The 16,171-nt window shown below is 72.0% G+C and carries 13 protein-coding genes; 7 read left to right on the top strand and 6 right to left on the bottom strand.

Translation table 11 applies throughout. From position 1 onward, the window contains the following. Positions 1–17: 17 nt before the first annotated feature. Entirely contained in the window at positions 18–683 is a 666-nt protein-coding gene (locus AB0M79_RS26585) for a hypothetical protein (protein WP_364218460.1), read from the top strand. Positions 684–850: 167 nt separating this feature from the next. Further along, the gene (locus AB0M79_RS26580) at positions 851–2,047 is read left to right on the top strand and encodes a hypothetical protein (protein WP_364218458.1); all 1,197 of its coding nucleotides are present in this window, start codon (positions 851–853) and stop codon (positions 2,045–2,047) included. A 72-nt stretch (positions 2,048–2,119) separates the two neighbouring features. Here the strand turns inward: AB0M79_RS26580 and AB0M79_RS26575 are convergent, their stop codons facing one another. Beyond that, on the bottom strand, positions 2,120–5,008 hold the full coding sequence (locus AB0M79_RS26575) for a tetratricopeptide repeat protein (protein ID WP_364218456.1): 2,889 nt from the start codon (positions 5,006–5,008) through the stop codon (positions 2,120–2,122). A gap of 258 nt (positions 5,009–5,266) precedes the next feature. On the opposite strand from AB0M79_RS26575, the gene AB0M79_RS26570 reads away from it, so the two are divergent. Further along, positions 5,267–5,740 carry a hypothetical protein gene (locus tag AB0M79_RS26570; RefSeq protein ID WP_364218454.1) on the top strand — a complete coding sequence of 158 codons (474 nt, stop codon included), beginning with the start codon at positions 5,267–5,269 and terminating at the stop codon, positions 5,738–5,740. Between the two features lie 83 nt (positions 5,741–5,823). Here the strand turns inward: AB0M79_RS26570 and AB0M79_RS26565 are convergent, their stop codons facing one another. Together AB0M79_RS26565 and AB0M79_RS26560 are read right to left on the bottom strand one after the other, a co-directional pair. Beyond that, entirely contained in the window at positions 5,824–6,240 is a 417-nt protein-coding gene (locus AB0M79_RS26565) for a DoxX family protein (protein ID WP_364218452.1), read from the bottom strand. Beyond that, positions 6,237–6,755: a GNAT family N-acetyltransferase gene (locus tag AB0M79_RS26560; protein WP_364218450.1), complete on the bottom strand. Its 519-nt coding sequence runs from the start codon at positions 6,753–6,755 to the stop codon at positions 6,237–6,239. Before AB0M79_RS26560 ends, AB0M79_RS26565 begins: the two co-directional genes overlap by 4 nt. 167 nt (positions 6,756–6,922) lie before the next feature. Between AB0M79_RS26560 and AB0M79_RS26555 the strand changes: the two genes are divergently transcribed. Together AB0M79_RS26555 and AB0M79_RS26550 are read left to right on the top strand one after the other, a co-directional pair. Then, a complete protein-coding gene (locus AB0M79_RS26555; protein WP_364218448.1) occupies positions 6,923–9,328 on the top strand; it encodes an esterase-like activity of phytase family protein in 2,406 nt (801 codons plus the stop codon). A 174-nt stretch (positions 9,329–9,502) separates the two neighbouring features. Continuing rightward, positions 9,503–10,279, top strand: a complete 777-nt coding sequence (locus AB0M79_RS26550) for a M23 family metallopeptidase (RefSeq protein WP_364218446.1) — start codon at positions 9,503–9,505, stop codon at positions 10,277–10,279. Positions 10,280–10,313: 34 nt separating this feature from the next. Here the strand turns inward: AB0M79_RS26550 and AB0M79_RS26545 are convergent, their stop codons facing one another. Both AB0M79_RS26545 and AB0M79_RS26540 read right to left on the bottom strand, forming a co-directional pair. Beyond that, a complete protein-coding gene (locus AB0M79_RS26545) occupies positions 10,314–12,242 on the bottom strand; it encodes a hypothetical protein (protein WP_364218444.1) in 1,929 nt (642 codons plus the stop codon). A gap of 98 nt (positions 12,243–12,340) precedes the next feature. Next, a complete protein-coding gene (locus tag AB0M79_RS26540; protein WP_364218442.1) occupies positions 12,341–12,724 on the bottom strand; it encodes a hypothetical protein in 384 nt (127 codons plus the stop codon). A 311-nt stretch (positions 12,725–13,035) separates the two neighbouring features. On the opposite strand from AB0M79_RS26540, the gene AB0M79_RS26535 reads away from it, so the two are divergent. Then, on the top strand, positions 13,036–13,464 hold the full coding sequence (locus tag AB0M79_RS26535; protein WP_357542351.1) for a Fur family transcriptional regulator: 429 nt from the start codon (positions 13,036–13,038) through the stop codon (positions 13,462–13,464). A gap of 22 nt (positions 13,465–13,486) precedes the next feature. Next, positions 13,487–15,763, top strand: coding sequence for a catalase/peroxidase HPI (gene katG, locus AB0M79_RS26530; protein WP_364218439.1), 2,277 nt, complete (start codon positions 13,487–13,489; stop codon positions 15,761–15,763). A gap of 169 nt (positions 15,764–15,932) precedes the next feature. On the opposite strand, the gene AB0M79_RS26525 is transcribed toward katG, so the two are convergent. Then, positions 15,933–16,171 (bottom strand): GNAT family N-acetyltransferase (locus tag AB0M79_RS26525; RefSeq protein ID WP_364218437.1); only part of this gene is annotated, 239 nt, incomplete at its 5' end.

Below are 16,171 nucleotides of genomic sequence, written 5' to 3'. Positions count from 1 at the left end.
GACGGGAGACAACTGTCATGGCGATTTCGGGTAGCCGACTTCGACGCGCGGCGACGGCCCTGCTCGCCGGCGTGGCCCTGGCCGGCCTGCTGGGTGCCACCGCGACCGCCGCACCGCCGGAGGCCACACCGGACCGGCTCATGACCGTCACCGACGTCTGGATGAGGGACGTCGCCGGCGACGTCGGACTGCAACCGCACTCGGGCTACGTGATCTGGGCCAGCCCGGACCTGAAGATCTGCCCGACCGCGGCGGGGTGCTCCAGCAGCGTCCCCCCGGTCGTCGGCGGGACCAACCACATCGTCACCACGTTGCGGAACCCCGGACCGTACGGCGAAGGCGCCGACAGCGGAACGCTGGCGTTCTACCGCTCGTCCCCGAGCGGCAGCCTGGTCTGGCCGACCGCCTGGACATTCGTGACCTCGGTGATCGTCACCGTCCCGCCCGGTGTCACCACGGTGAGCGTCCCCTGGATCAGCGTGCCCGGCCCCGGTCACTTCTCCCTGATCGCCGTGTGGCAGTCACCGACCGACCCCCTGGTGCTGGTGACCCCCGACATCCTCACCAACGTCCGGCACAACAACAACATCGTCTGGCGGGACCTCGACTCCGTCGCCCTCCTCGCCAGCGGTGGCCTCGGAGCGAAGCATCCGCCGGCGGTGCGCACGACGTCGGTGGGCTAGCCGGGCGCCCGGGGTTCGTGCCAGTTCGTGGGCGGCGGCACGAACCCCGAGTGCGGTCCGTCCAGGCGATGGCCAGAGACCGTCCAGCGCCCGTCGATACGTTGCGGCCAGCCGGCGGTCCGAGGGTTCTGCGACAGGTGGCCGCCACCGACCTCGGAGGAGGACACATGCCCCATTCCCACGTACGAAGGCGCCTGCTCGCCCTGGCCACGGCCGCGATGTGCGTCGTGGCCCTGCTGCCGGGGCAGTCGGCGGTGGCGGCGCCCGCCGATCCCGCCGCGCTCCCGCTGTCGCAACGCGCGCTGCCCGAGTCGTGCGCGCCGCGGCTGGCGGAGGCGTCCCGCGAGGCCGCCGGTGAGGGCGGCACCGGGACCTGTGTCGAGATGGGCAAGCTGAGTCGCGCCACCGCCCCCGCCGACGCGGCTTCGGGCGGTGCCGGTACCACGGCCGTCACCTGTGGTAACGGAGCCTGGGCGATGGCCCGGTTCGGAGCCTGTGCCACCGCACCGGTCAGGCTCTACGTCTACCTCGTCCCGTCCGGGGCTCTGGTCGGCATCATCGACATGACGGCCACCTTCATGGCCGACCTGGGATCGATCGACGGCCGGCCCCGGTACAACGTCACGGTGCGGGCCACCGCCCTCGCGGGCCAGGTCCTCGGGACCCTGATCACCCACGAGGGCTACTGCGAGTACGGCTGCAACGGCTTCACCGGCGGCAGCGCCTACCGCTTCGACTACGTCGGGGCACAGGCGAACTTCCTCCTCAACGCCGCGCCCGGCGCCACCGCGCCCGGTGCCGTCCACACCGCCCAGATGATGCTGTACTTCTGGTTCGTCAACGCCGCCTGGAGCCCGCCGGCGTCCAACGCCGTCGGCGCGTCAAGTCCGCAGTTCCGCTGCGACAACGCCGTACCCGGGTTGAACCAGCCGGGCTGCGTCTATCCGTCGATCCGGCCGGTCTACACGCCGAGCCCGGCCAACAACAGCTACCGGCAGCACATCCAGATGGCACTCGCCCACAACCTGCCCCGGACCCTGACCCGGACCACCGACTCCTTCAACCAGACCCAGAACCACAACCGGGCCTGCCCCGGCATGCACACCGCCCCGGCCGGATACAGTTGCGACGAGTACCCGTTCCAGTCCACCCTGCAGGGCGCCTTCACCGGCGGGCACGCCTACGGGCGTACCTTCTCGGGCTGTCAGATCAGCTGGGTCGACATCCGGCAACCCGGTGACAGCGGCGGGTGGAACGTCTGCTACATCCCAGCGTTCGAGAACAGCAGCGGTGGCAACGAGCTGAACCGCTTCTACGTGAACAACCGCGTGATCAACAACGACTCGTTCGACGTCGTGGTCTGAGCCGTCGGCCGGGCGGCCGCCTTCGGGCCGCCCGGCCGACGCGCGCGACCGTCGACCAGGTCGCCGGGAGCGTCAGTGTGCGAGCCGGTCCTGCCCGATGCGTTGAAGCGCCTGCGCGGCACGGTCCCGCTCGTCGTGGTCGCCGGTGTCGGTGGCGATGGCCAGCGCCAGCCGATGCCGCTCACGGGCCTCGTTGTCGCGGTGCATGGCGTGCAACGCCTCGCCCATCGCGTTCAGGACGCTCGCCTCGCCGTAGCGGTGCCGCAGCCCGCGGAAGATCTCCAACGCCTCCTCGAAGTGGGCGATCGATTCCCGGTGTCGGCCCTGCCGGCTCAACGCGGTGCCGAGGTTGCTCAACGCCGTCGCTTCGCCGTCGCGGTGTTCGATCTCCCGGAAGAGCCGCAGGGCCGCACGCAGGTGCCCGGCGGCGACGGCACCCTCGCCGAGCATGTTGTGGATCTCGCCGAGATTCGTCAGCGCGATCGCCTGACCGGCGCGTTCGCCCAGTGTGGCGAAGAGGTCGTGAGCCGCCCGGAACCGTTGTGCCGCCGGCCCGTGCCGGCCGATGGAGGATTCGAGGTTGCCGAGGTTGGTCAGGGCCGACGCCTGCCCGAATAGATCGTCGATCTCCTGGTAGAGCGCGATGGCCTCGCCGTGACGGGCGATCGAGGAGGCGAAGTCGCCGAGCCGTTCCTCGATGATGCCGAGATTGGACAGTGCCCGGGCCCGGCCGTGCCGGTTGTCGGTACGGCCGTACAGCGCCAGCGCCTGCCGGAGTTGCGCGGTCGCGGCGGGGTAGCGGCCGAGCAGGCGTTGGACGACTCCGGCGTTGGTGCGAAGGTGCGCCTCGGCGACGACGTCGCCCATCGCCCGGGCGGCCTGGACGGCGTGGTCGTGGATCGGCACCGCTTCGACGCCGTGGCCCGCCTCGAGGTAGCGGTAGAGGGCCGCGGCGAGGTGGACGGCATGTTCCGGCCGCCCGTTGCGCAGGGCGATCTGGCACACCGTGGCGAACGACGGCAGTTCGGCGTCCAGCCACGACAGTGCCGTGGCCGGTGACATCGGTGCGCCGTCGGGTTTGAGGGCGAGCCCGGCGTGCCGCCAGCTCGCGCTCCACCCCGGATACAGGACGTCGCTGGCGGCGATGGCGGTCGCGACGTAGTGCCCCAGCAGCCGGTCGACGGCGGCGGCCCGCTCGGCCCCGCCGTCGACCGCCAGGCTCAGCTCGCCGGCATAGGCGCGCAGCAGATCGTGCGGCGCGTATCGCCCGAGCGGGTCGCAGCGCAGCAGGTGCGCGCTGGTCAGCCGGTGCAGCAGCCGCGCCGCGGCGATCTCGTCGACGTCGCCGAGCGCGGCGGCGCAGGCGAGGGTGGCGGCGGCGGGGGTCAGGCTCAGCAGGCGGAACAGGCGTTGCGTCTCGGCGTCCAGCCGCTGGTAGGAGCAGCCGAAGACCTGCCGGATCGCGGTGCCGCCGCCCGGATCCAGCAGGTCCAGGGGGCCGGCCCGGTGCAACTGCGACACGATTCCGGACAGCGGCAGGTGCGCCTGCGCGCCGGCGTACTCGGCGGCCAGGCGCAGGGCGAGGGGGAGCCGGGCGCAGACGGCGGCCAGCGAGTCGACGCTGTCCGGTTCGGTGCTTGCCCGCTGACCCACCAGTCTGGCGAGCAGGTCGACGGCGTCCGCCGGCGGGAGCAGGTCGAGCGCGATGCGGCGGGCGCCGTGCAGGGCGACCAGCGCCGCCAGGCTGTCCCGGCTGGTGATCATCACGAGGGTGTCGTGGTTGCCGGGCAGTAGCGGGCCGACCTGCTCGGCGGAGGCCGCGTTGTCCAGCAGGACGAGCAGCCGGCGGCCGTCGGTCTCGGTACGCCAGCGGGCGGCGCGCGACTGCGGGTCGGCCGGGATCTCCTGGTCGGGTACCGCGACGGCGGTGAGCAGGCGGCCCAGCGCCTCGTGGGGCGGCGTGGCCTGTTCCGGGTCGTCGCCGCGCAGGTCGAGGTAGATCTGGCCGTCGGGGAAACGGTCCCGGTGGAGGTGCCCCCAGTGCACGGCGAGCGCGGTCTTTCCCACCCCGGCCGTGCCGCAGACCATGACGATTCCGCAGCTGCGGGTGCCGTACGCGGCATCGAGCAGGACGAGTTCGTCGGCCCGGCCGACGAAGTCGGGAACCGGTGCCGGAAGCTGACGCGGGGTTCTCGACCCGGGGAGGGGCACCGTCTCCTCGACCAGATCGCGGTGGGCCCGGGACAGGTCCGGCCCCGGGTCCACGCCCAGCTCGTCGGCGAGGGTACGTCGGGTCGTCTCGTAGCGTTCGAACGCGAGCGTTCGTTGTCCGGTGGCCTGGTAAGCCCTGATCAGGGTGGCCTGCACCGTCTCGTCGAGCGGCTGGGCGGCACCTTCCAGTGTCAGCGCGGCGACGATCTCCGCGGCGTTGCCGGTGCGCAGCATCAGGTGCCAGTAGGACAGTTGGACCCGGCGCCGCTCCGCCTTGAGGGCCGAGACCTCCGGGTGGCTCTCCAGCGCCGGTACGTCGCAGAGCGGATCGTCCTCCCACAGCCGCAACGCCTCGCGCAGCAGCGCCATCGCGCCGGCCGTGTCGCCGTCGCTCTCGGCCGCCCGGGCGGCGTACGCCAACCGGCGGAAGCGGCGCAGGTCCAGGGCGTCTTCGGGTAGCCGCAGCAGGTATCCGTCGCCTACGGTCGCCAGCACACCGTCCTGGCCGCGTGGGCTGCGCTTCGGGTCCAGCAGCCGGCGCAGGTGCTTGGCGTGGGTGTGCAGGACGTTGACGGCGCTCGGCGGCGGTCGCTCGCCCCACAGCGATTCGATCAGCTCGCGCCGGGTGGTCAGCCGTCCGGCGTTGAGTGCGAGGACGCCGAGCACGAGGCGGCGCGCGGGCGGGCCGGTGTCCACTTCGCGATCACCGTGCCACACGCGTAGGCGGCCGAGTACCTGGATCGCCAACACCGCCGACAGTGTAGTGGTGAGCGTCGATTCCTGGATAGCGGTTGCCCGCGCTTGGCGCCCCTGAATCCAGTGGGAGGACGCGCCTTTGCGGTAAGGGCTTGAATTCGGTACCCGGGTACAGCCTTACCGTCGAACGCGAAGGACGGAAGTGACTGTTGGAGGTCAAGGATGAATCGGGTCACGCGTGACGATCCCCGCCGCGGCGCGTGCGGTGGGCAGGGCAGGTCGAGGGAGGGTGCGGGCCGCCGGGTGACGGTCGTGGGCAGTGCCCTGCTGCTGGCCGGGCTGCTTGCCGTCGGGCAGCCGCCGCAGGCGTCGGCTGGCGAGCACGGGACCGCGAACACCGCCGGCACGGACCTCCAGGTCGGCTTCGACGGGGCGGACCGGACCGCGCCCGGCCAACAGTTCGGCTACGCGCTGCACCTGATCAACCTCGGGCCGGAAGCCGCGGTCGCCAGAGCCACCGTACGGCTGCCCGGGGGAACCACGTTCGTCCGCGTCGCCACCAGGGGCATGACCTGCGACGCCCCCACGCCCGCAGCCCCACGGGTGCTGACCTGCGGCACCAGCGGCAGCCTCCGGCCCCGCAGCCTCGCCGGTCCGACGCTCATCACCGTCACCACCGACGCACCCGCCGGGTCGAGCCTCACGGCCACGGCCGTCGTCTCCTCCGACCAGCCCGATGTGAACCCCGCCGACAACAGCCGACAGGTCGTCACCAACGTCATGTGACGCCGGCACGGCAGGCGCTGCCGGTGTGCCCGCATGGCGCACCTTCGGGGCGCCGGTGCCGATTCTCGCCAGCGGCCGTCGGATCAGCGGAGGTGGAGGACGACCACCGCGATCGAGGCCAAGCCGAAGACGGCCGCTGGCAACATCCTGGCCGCGGGATCACCGGCACGGAGGTGAACGATGACCGCTCCGGCCATCATGAGCGTGAATCCGATCGCCGCGGCCACGCCGATGGGTTTCCAGATCAGGCCGAGGCCGAGGGCCGCCGCGCCGAGGATCTGCAGAACTCCCAGCGCCCGGTAGTTCCGGGCGGAGAAGCCGAGGTGTTTGCCGTGCTCGATGGCGCTCGGCTGCCCGGTGGCCTTGGGCAGGCCGGTGAACAGGAACGACACCGCGAGGATGATGGCGAGGGTGTTGGCCATGTCTTTCCAGATCGCCTTTCGGATGCGTGTCGGGCCCTCTTGCGGGGCGGCGACAGGTGGGAGATCGGTCGCCGTCACCCGTCCAGGGTGATCCGGTAGCGTCGTACCGGGACGTTCCCGGTGTCGCGGATGCCCTCCAGTACGCCGCCGTTGCGTTCGATCGTGCGGGCCGAGCCCGCGTTGTCCGCGAGGCAGACCACGAGGACGGCGTCCATGCCCAGGGCGTGGGCCTCGCCGAGCATCTCGCCCAGCGCCCAGGTCGCCAGGCCACGGCGGCGTGCGGACGGGCGTACGCCGTAGCCGATGTGCCCGGTGTCGTCATCGAACCTGTGCCGCAGGGCGATGGCCCCGAGTACCTCGCCGTCCTCGACGATCCAGCGGGGCGAACCGTGTGGTTCGTCGGGGCAGGGATCGCCGGCCGGGTGGGTCAGCCGGACCCGTCGGTGCACCCAGGTGGCGAAGCCGGCGGGTGAGTCGACATCGTCGTCCGTGCCCAGGCCGAAGCCGTCCTCGTGGACGCCGGGACCCCAGTCGGCGCGGCACCGTAGGAAGGCGGCGTGCAGGCGGGTGGTGGGCAGGACCAGTTCGGGCATGTGGTGATCCTGCCGTGGCGGTCGGGGCGCGGCCAGTGTCGCCCGGGGACGGGTCCGGCAATCGTGGGTGGCCGGACACCGGATGTTGGCCTCGCCGTCCACCGCAGGTCAACGAACGTGCGTAGGCAGAGCAGGCCAGAACTGCCCATACCCTCGACGGAGCATTGATGCCTCTCCCCACATCGGCCGCCCGGCGTACCCGGGCGGCCGCTGCCGCCGCCGCCCTCGGGCTCGTCGCGCTGCCGGCGCTGGTCGCGCTGGCGCCGGCCGCCCAGGCGGTGCCGCCGCTCGGTGCCGCCCGCGCCACCGACGCCCCGGCCTTCCAGCGCCTCGCCACCGTGCCGGCCTACCTCAACAGTTCGATCGACGACGAGGCCGTCGCCGAGATCAGCGCCGTGAGCGCCGACGGCAACACCGTCATCTCCACCGACAGCGCCGGCCGGCGGGTCGGCTTCATGGACATCAGCGACCCGGCCAACCCCCGGCCCGGTGGCGTATTCGACCTGCCGGGCGAGCCGACCTCGGTCGGCGTACACAAGGGGTTCGTCCTCGTCGCGGTGAACACCGGCGAGAGTTTCACCGACCCGTCCGGGGTGCTGGTCGTGCTCGACCTCGCCTCCCGCGAGGTGGTACGGGAGATCGACCTCGGCGGCCAGCCGGACTCCGTCGCGGTGGCGCCGAGCGGCGGGTACGCCGCGATCGCCATCGAGAACGAGCGTGACGAGGACCTGAACGACGGCGAGATCCCGCAGTTGCCGGCCGGGTGGCTGACGGTCGTCGACCTGTCCGACGACGTCGACGCGTGGGAGCTGTCGAAGGTCGAGCTGACCGGCCTCGCCGGGGTCGCGCCCGGCGACCCGGAACCCGAGTACGTGTCGATCAACGGGCGGGACGAGGCCGTCGTCACCCTCCAGGAGAACAACCACCTGGTGGTCGTCGACCTGGCCGGCAAGGAGGTCGTGCGGGACGTCTCCGCCGGATCCGTCGAGCTGTCCGGTGTGGACACCGTCGAGGACGGCAGCATCGTCTTCGACGACGCCGTCACCGTGCCCCGCGAGCCCGACGGGGTCGCCTGGATCAGCGACACCATGTTCGCCACCGCCAACGAGGGCGACTACCGGGGCGGTTCGCGCGGCTTCACGATCTGGGGCGCCGACGGCCGGGTCGTCTACGACGCCGGCAACTCGTTCGACCGGCTCGCCGCCGCGCACGGCCTCTACCCGGAGGGCCGCTCCGACGCCAAGGGCAGCGAGCCCGAGGGGATCGCCTTCGGCCGCTTCGACGGCCGGCCGTACCTGTTCGTCGCCTCGGAGCGGGGCAACTTCGTCGCCGTGTACGACGTCACCGACCCGGCCGCACCGGCGTTCGTGCAGATCCTGCCGACCACCAACGGTCCGGAGGGGGTGACCACCGTCGCGTCGCGCGGGCTGCTCGTCGTGTCCAGCGAGGAGGACCTGCCCGACGACGGTATCCGCGCCTCGGTGCAGATCTACCGGATCGGGCAGGCCGGTGCGTTCCCCTCGATCCGGTCGGCGTACGAGCCCGGCCAGCAGGCGGCCCCGATCACCTGGGGTGCCCTGTCCGGCCTCAGCGCCGTGCCGGGCCAGCCCGACAAGCTGGTCGCCGTCAACGACAACGTCTACACCCCGACCCGGCTGCTGACCATCGACGTCGCCCGGACCCCGGCCTTGATCGAGAAGGAACTGACCGTCACCAGGGACGGCGCCCCGGTCGGCTACGACGCCGAAGGGGTCGCGGCCCGGGCCGGCGGCGGCTACTGGATCGCCGTCGAGGGTGCCCCGGCGTCGGACGACGACCCGGCCACCCCGAACCTGCTCGTCCGCCTCGACGACGCCGGCGCGGTGCGGGACGAGGTGCCGCTGCCCGCCGACGTCGCCGCCGCCGTCGGCGGCAACGGGCTGGAGGGTGTCGCGGTGACCGGTGCCGAGGGCGCCGAGCAGGTCTGGGTCGCCGTACAACGGGAACTGAAGGGCGACCCGGCCGGCACCGTGCGGATCGGCCGGTACTCGGTGGCCGACGGGAGCTGGGCGTGGCTGTCGTACCAGCTCGACGCGGCGCCGGCCGGCGGCTGGGTCGGCCTGTCGGAGCTGGTGGCCGTCGACGACGACACGTTCGCGGTCGTGGAGCGGGACAACCGTCGCGGCCCTGCCGCGACGGTCAAGAAGGTGTACGCCTTCGACGTGCCGGACGGGTTCGGTGCCGGCGACGACATGCCGGCGGTGACCAAGCGGCCCGCCGTCGACCTGCTGCCGCTGCTGCGGGCCGACAACGGCTGGGTGCAGGACAAGGTCGAGGGGATGGCGATCGCCGGCAACGGCCAGGTGTACGCGGTGACCGACAACGACGGCCTCGACGACGCCACCGGTGAGACGGTGTTCCTGCGGCTGGGCAAGGCCACCGACGTCTTCGGTGCCGACGGCGGTGGCGGCGGTGGCCTGCCGGTGACCGGTGCGCCGGCCGTCGCGCTCGCCGGTGCCGGCGTACTCATCGCGGCCGGCGGGATCCTCGCGGTGGTGCGGGCCCGGCGTAACCACATCCGTTTCACCGCCTGACCGGTGCGGCCGTCGCCCCCGCCGAAGCGGCGGGGGCGACGGCCGGCCACGCCGAGGACTCTTGACATCGGGGGAGTCCGATGCCCTACGATCCATGATCCTGAAGGCCATTGAAGGCCGTCGTTCGATCGTCGGAGGGCGACCGACCGCATGCGATCAGCCGATGAAACACCGTTGGAAGAAGACGGAACGGGCCTCGACCGCCGACACCTGCTCGGCCTGGTCACCGCGGCGCTCGCCGCCGGCATCATCCCCGAGGCCTGGCTCGCGGAAGCGGCGTACGGCGCCACCCCGAGATGGAACCGACCGTTCGACCGGTGGGTGCCGATCACCTCGACGTTCGGGCCCCGCCGAGACCCGATAACCGGCGAGACGAGGCAGCACAACGGCACCGACTACAGCTTCTCCGGAATCCTCGGCTACCCGATCCGTTCGATCGCGGCCGGCACCGTGAGCGGCGTCAGCTACAACGCCAGCGGACTCGGCCACAACGTCACCATCACCCACGCCGACGGCTGGCGGAGCGTCTACGGACACATGCGGGCGGCTCCCGTGGTCGGGACGGGCACCCAGGTCGCCGCCGGCCAGCACGTCGGCAACGTCGGCTCGACCGGCCGTTCGACGGGCCCGCACCTGCACCTCGAGGTCGTCCACCCCAACGGCGGGAGAGTCGATCCCGAGTCGGTTCTCGCCGGAGCCCCGTACGCCGGGGCACCCGGAACTCCCCCTGAAATCCTCACCAAGGACGGACTCATGTACCTCATCTGGAGCACCGGCGGCACCGGCTACCTGGTCACCCCGAACCGTGTCATCGGGCTGCGGTCGATGGCGCACTACAACCTGTTCAAGCGGATCATCAACTCCAACCAGGCCGCCGACCAGCCGGAGGTCTTCAACGCGCTGGAGATCGACCAGATCAAGGCGTACCTCGCCGGGACGGTGCCCGCCTGACACCACCCCGGCCCCCGAGCCGCCGCCGGCGGGCCTACCGGCCGGGCGCGGGCACCTCGTGCAGCGCGCCGTTGTCGGAGCCGGCGAGCAGGGACCGGCCGTCGGGAAACCACCACACCCGGTGGACCAGTGGTGGGGTCGGCAGTTCGTGGACCGTCTTGCCGGCGTCGAGGTCCCACAGGCGGATCGCGTCGAGGTGCGGGGCCGCGAACACACCCTCGGCGGACAGGTCGCCGTACCCGGTGAACTCCGGCGTCTCGACGCGGTCGTGCCGGACGGTGCCGTCGGACAGGTCGGTCACGGCGAGCCAGTGCCGGCACGACGGGTCACGCCTGTCCGGGTACGAACACATCTCGACCAGCATCGACCGGCGCGGGTAGAGGTGGTGGCTGCGGGCGTACGGCCGGCCGCTGTACGTCCTCCACCCGCCGAGACGGTGCGCGACGGTGTCGTACTCGACGGCGCCGAGGTCGCCGCGCAGCAGCAGGCGGTGCTCGTCGAGCGGGTCGGCGGCGTGGACGGTCCACTCCAGCGCCGACCGCTCCACGACGGACAGGGTGGTGGCGTCGAGCAGGCACAGCGCGCCGGAGCCCCGCTGGGCCGCGCGTACCGCCGCCAGCACCAGGTCGCTGCCGCTGCCGGGAAGCCGTCGGATCAGCGTCACGTCGTACCGTAACGGGGCGCTCTGCGCCGCGGTCGTCGCCGGATCGTCCAGCGACCACCGTTGGACGCAGCCGCCGAAGCCGGTGTAGAGGTCGTCGCCGGCGAGGTGGACCGCCTCACCCGGCCGGTCGTGGCGGGCGCCGTCGATGACGGCGGCCGGGTCGGCCCGACCGCGTGACCACACGTACGCCCAGCGGTCACCGGCGACCGTGGCGAACCGGTCGCCGTCGAAGGAGACGTCCCGCACCGGGCTCTCGTGGCCGGCCGGCGGCCGGGGGGCGTCGCCGTGTGCGCGGAGCAGCCCGACCCGCGCGTCCCAGCCGAACGCCACGAGTCGCGGCGTGACCGCGTGGACGAGCACCGGCCCCCGTACGGGCCAGGTCCGGCGGACCGTACCGGCTTCCGGGTCCCGGTCCTCGACCTCCGTGTACCCGGCCCAGATCAGCCGGTCGCCGGCGAGGGCGACCCGCGACGCCCAGCTCATCTTCTCCGACCACACCACCTGTCCCGTCGCCGGGGCGACGGCGGCGACCAGATGGCCGTCGTGGGCGAGAACGAGCCCGCCGGGTGTGACGCCGAGAACCGTGGCCCGGTGCTTCTCGAAGGTGTGGAGCACGATCGCCTTCGGCACGGCCGTCGAACGCCGGGTGCCGGTCGCCGACGCGGCCGCGGGCGGCAGGGGCCAGGCGAGGAGCCGGTTGCCGGCGGCCGCGACCACGAGATCGCCGCGTACCGCCACCGACCCCACCGCCGCGCGCGGGCCGCTCAGGGCGTACCGGACGGTGCCGGTCACGGCGTCGGCGACCAGCACCCTGCCGGTCCGGCCCTGGGCGGTGCCGACGACGACGATGGCGCCGTCGTCGGAGACCGCCGCGCACAACGGTGTTCCCGCAACGTCGACGTGCCGAGCCTGCCAGGTGCCGGTGTCGAGCACGACGAGCTTGGCGGACCTGCGGCACGGCATCGCCACCGTGTCGCCGGCGGCGGCTAGCCGGTCGTCTTCGACGGCGGGCACACCGACGGGCACGGTACGCACCCGAGCCAGGTCGCGGATCCGGTACATGCCGAGCGTCGACGGGTCGTCGGCGGGCGTGGCCACGACGAGGTCGCCGACCGGCACGAAATCGAGGACCGCGTCACCGGCCACGATCGCGCCCGTGTCGGTGTCCATGGCCTGCAGGAGTGTGCCGGGGGCGGGCGCGTATCCGTTGTGGAGCAGCAGGGTGCGGCCGTCGGCGGCGAACATCGCCCGGAACGAGCGGGACAGCGGGCGGAACGCGTCCGAGCCGTAGCGGTGCATCCCGCCGACGGTAGCAACGGCGCGCCTGTCCGCTGTGGACGGAAGCTGACCGGTCCGGCTAACTGTTCGGATGCCTGACTGCCGGGTTCAAGTGGCAACTATGCGATGGGCATGCGAACCGCTTCGTCGACGAGTGCCTGGAGCCGGTCCCGGCAGCGCAGCAGAAGGCCAGTGATCTCGTCGATGGTCACCGCGTCCACCCGGCTGCGCTCCGACCACATAGCTCGAACGGCTCGCTGGCTCTGCGTCAGATACAGTTCTGCGGAGTCGAGCAACCTGCTGAACTCGTTGTGGTGGTCCGCGGAAGCGAACCGGACCGAGCCGCGTGCGGCCAGCAGGGACGCCCCGGGTGCGGCGAAGAGAGTGGCAGGATCGTCGCCTGCCTGATCGGCGGCAATCCGCGCGAGGACATATTCAAGTTCGGCTGCGGCCAACGTCAGCCTGCCGACCGCCAGGACCGTCTCCTCGGTGAGCCGCTGCATCGGCTCACCGTATCGGAGCGTCGGTCCATGCGTCCTTGCGGCCAAGGTGCCTCTGCGTCACGTTGGCCGGTTCCTCACCGGCTGGCGAGGTGTGTCCGGTTCGAGTTCGCCGTACGCCGACGTCGCCGAGGTCGACCGCTTGGCGAGCGCGTCGCGCGCGGTTGTGAGAGGTTGGAGTGGCCCGGTGAGGCCGCAGCTGCCCGAGGCACCCCGGTCAGCCGTGATCCGGGCGTCCGGACCGGCGCCGGAGAGTCTGAGCCGAGCCCGGGCAAAACTTGATTGATTCCAGAAGAGTGGGCTATGTTTGCCGCATGACGTCCGACTTCGAGGCTCAGCTGCGGGCGGTCTCGTTGCGCGTGACTCGGCCCCGGTTGGCGGTGCTCGCGGCGCTGCGCGACCACCCGCACGTCGACACCGACACGGTGATCGCCCTGGTCCGTGCGGAGCAGCCCACGGTCTCCCACCAGACGGTGTACGACGTGCTGCGGGCGCTCACCGACGCCGGTCTGGTACGGCGGATCCAGCCCGCCGGCGCGGTCGCCCGGTACGAGTCCCGGGTGGGGGACAACCACCACCACGTCGTGTGTCGTTCCTGCGGCGTGATCGCCGACGTCGACTGCGCTGTCGGCCACGCCCCCTGTCTCACCGCCTCCGACGACCAAGGCTTCGCGGTCGACGAGGCGGAGGTCGTCTACTGGGGCATCTGCCCCGACTGTGCGACCGAACCTACCTCCCAGTGATCGGCCAGTCGGAAGGAAACAGATGAGCGACACCCATGAAAACACGCCTGCGAGCGCCCAGGGTGTGGACCAGAAGGCAGCCGCAGGCTGCCCGGTCGCGCACGACTCGGTGACCGCGCACGGCAGCGAGAGCGAGAACCCGGCGATCGACTCGCCGACCCCGAAGACCGGCGGGCGTCCGCGTACCAACCGGGACTGGTGGCCCAACCAGCTCGACCTCTCGGTGCTGCACGCCCAGTCGGCCAAGGGCAACCCGCTGGGAGAGAACTTCAGCTACGCCAGGGAGTTCGCCAAGCTCGACGTCGAGGCCCTCAAGCAGGACATCGTCGAGGTGCTCACCACCTCGCAGGACTGGTGGCCGGCCGACTTCGGTCACTACGGCGGCCTGATGATCCGGATGAGCTGGCACGCCGCGGGCACCTACCGCATCCACGACGGTCGCGGCGGCGCCGGCGACGGCGGCCAGCGGTTCGCCCCGCTCAACAGCTGGCCGGACAACGCCAACCTGGACAAGGCCCGCCGGCTGCTCTGGCCGGTCAAGCAGAAGTACGGCCAGAAGATCTCCTGGGCCGACCTGCTCGTGCTCGCCGGCAACGTCGCCCTGGAGTCGATGGGCTTCAAGACCTTCGGCTTCGGCTTCGGTCGCGAGGACGTGTGGGAGCCCGAGGAGATCTTCTGGGGTCCGGAGGACGCCTGGCTCGGCGACGAGCGCTACGTCTCCGAGAAGGAGATGTCGACCGGCGTCGGGGCGACCGAGATGGGTCTCATCTACGTCAACCCGGAGGGCCCGCGCGGTAACGCGGACCCGGCCGCCGCGGCGCACTTCATCCGCGAGACCTTCGCCCGGATGGCGATGAACGACGAGGAGACCGTCGCCCTCATCGCCGGCGGCCACACCTTCGGCAAGACCCACGGCGCCGGCGTCGCCGACGACCACGTGGGTGCCGAGCCGGAGGGCGCCCCGCTGGAGGCGCAGGGCCTGGGCTGGCTGAGCACCAACGGCAGCGGCAAGGGCGCGGACACGATCACCAGCGGCCTCGAGGTGACGTGGACCGACCTGCCGACGCAGTGGAGCAACCGCTTCTTCGAGATCCTCTTCGGCTACGAGTGGGAGCTCACCACGAGCCCCGGTGGCGCCAAGCAGTGGGTCGCCAAGGACGCCGAGGCGATCATCCCGGACGCCCACGACCCGTCGAAGAAGCACAAGCCGACGATGCTCACGACCGACCTGTCGCTGCGCGTCGACCCGGCGTACGAGAAGATCTCGCGCCGCTTCCTGGAGAACCCGGACGAGTTCGCGCTGGCGTTCGCCAAGGCCTGGTACAAGCTGCTGCACCGCGACATGGGCCCGGTCAGCCGCTTCCTCGGCCCGTGGGTCCCGGAGACCCAGCTGTGGCAGGACCCGGTGCCGGCCGTCGACCACGAACTGGTGGGTGACGCCGACGTCGCCGCCCTCAAGGCGAAGGTCCTGGAGTCCGGCCTCACGACCGCCCAGCTCGTCTCCACCGCCTGGGCCTCGGCCGCCAGCTTCCGCTCCACGGACAAGCGCGGCGGCGCCAACGGCGCGCGGATCCGTCTCGAGCCGCAGCGCGGCTGGGAGGTCAACCAGCCCGAGCAGCTCGCGACGGTACTGAGCGCCCTCGAGGGCATCCAGCGCGAGTTCAACGAGGCCGGCGGCGCGAAGATCTCGCTCGCCGACCTGATCGTGCTCGCCGGCTCGGCCGCCGTCGAGAAGGCGGCGCGGGACGCCGGCGTCGAGGTGACCGTGCCGTTCCGCCCAGGGCGCACCGACGCCACCGCGGAGCAGACGGACGTCGAGTCCTTCCGGGTCCTCGAACCGCGCGCCGACGGGTTCCGCAACTACCTGCGTGCCGGGGAGAAGACCCAGCCGGAGGTGCTGCTCCTCGACCGTGCGTACATGCTCGACCTGACCGCGCCCGAGATGACCGTCCTCATCGGCGGCCTGCGCACCCTCGGGGCCAACCACGGCGGTACGGCGCACGGCGTCCTCACCGACCGGCCCGGTGTGCTCACCAACGACTTCTTCACCAACCTGCTCTCTCCGGGCACGCGGTGGAAGGCGTCGGGCTCCGACGAGCACGTGTACGAGATCCGGGATCTGGCCACCGACGAGGTGAAGTGGACCGCGACCGTGGTCGACCTCATCTTCGGCTCCAACTCCCAGCTGCGGGCCCTCGCGGAGGTCTACGCCAGCGAGGACGCGCGCGACAAGTTCGTGGCGGACTTCGTCGCGGCCTGGACCAAGGTCATGGAACTCGACCGGTTCGACCTCGCCTGATCCGACCGCACCCGACGAGCCCCGGTCGATCCGCCAAGGATCGACCGGGGCTCGCCCGGGCATGGGTTCGCTGAATCGCCAGGGGCGACGCCGGCCTGGCGAGGTCGCGGGAGCTACGCCGGCGCGGTTTCGCAGGAGGAAGCGCCCCGGCCGGGGCCGGTGGTGGCGGTCAGGCGCGGCGGTGCAGGTAGCGGGCGCGCCGTCCGGCGTCGTGGAAGCCGAGCCGTCGATAGAGGGCGGCGGCCGGGTTGTCGTCGTTGACGCAGAGCCACGCCTCCCGGGCGCCGTCGGCGGCCAGCGACCGCAGCGCGATCGCCACCAGGTGGGCCCCGACCCGCCGGCCCCGCCAGGCGGGAACCACGCCCACCTGGTCGATCCAGTTGTCGATGACGTTGAGGAAGCCGACCG

Origin of the sequence: Polymorphospora sp. NPDC051019 (assembly GCF_040683055.1) — a bacterium.
GTDB lineage: Bacteria > Actinomycetota > Actinomycetes > Mycobacteriales > Micromonosporaceae > Polymorphospora > Polymorphospora lycopeni.
This window is presented reverse-complemented; position numbering and strand designations above follow the sequence as displayed.